Source organism: Mesorhizobium sp. M7A.F.Ca.CA.003.01.2.1 (assembly GCF_003998945.1).
Taxonomy (GTDB): Bacteria; Pseudomonadota; Alphaproteobacteria; order Rhizobiales; family Rhizobiaceae; genus Mesorhizobium; species Mesorhizobium ciceri.
Genome location: NZ_RZRA01001653.1, coordinates 1 through 471, shown reverse-complemented (window position 1 = coordinate 471; position 471 = coordinate 1). Strand labels below are relative to the sequence as shown.

The 471-nt window shown below is 61.4% G+C and carries 1 pseudogene; it reads right to left on the bottom strand.

Features of this window, described 5'->3' with window-relative positions:
* Window positions 1–471, bottom strand: a pseudogene (locus EN969_RS34765) (SPOR domain-containing protein); the annotation flags it as partial.

Sequence of the window (471 nt, the reverse complement as noted above, 5' to 3'; positions counted from 1 at the left end):
ACATTGGCTTCTGGCGCCGCCGGCTGGATCGTAGCGGCAGCAACTTCGGCGACCGGCTCTTCGACCGTTTCGGCGAACGAATCTTCAAAGTTCAGGTCGAAGGCATCGTCCGACAGGCCTTCAGGGTTGGAAATCTCGCTTGTTGAGTCCGCAGCATCGGCAAGCACTTCATGCGCTTCCGGCTCGTCGAAGGCGATCGGCTCATCCGCGCGAACGTCGAAATCCATGTCGACATCGGCCATGGCATCGTCGAGGCCAGCAAAGCTCTCGTCGGAGATTGCCTGGCCGTCAAGCGCCGCCGCCTGCTCCGGCATGGCATGCTCGACGGGATCGGCGGCCATGAATGACTGTTCCGCCGCCGAATGGTCGTCGAGCATCAGCTCGTCTTCAAGCGACATTGCCACCGCATCGTCGAATTCGTCATCGGAGGCAACCGGCTCGACAGAAGCGGGCGTATCGGCAACGCTGTAC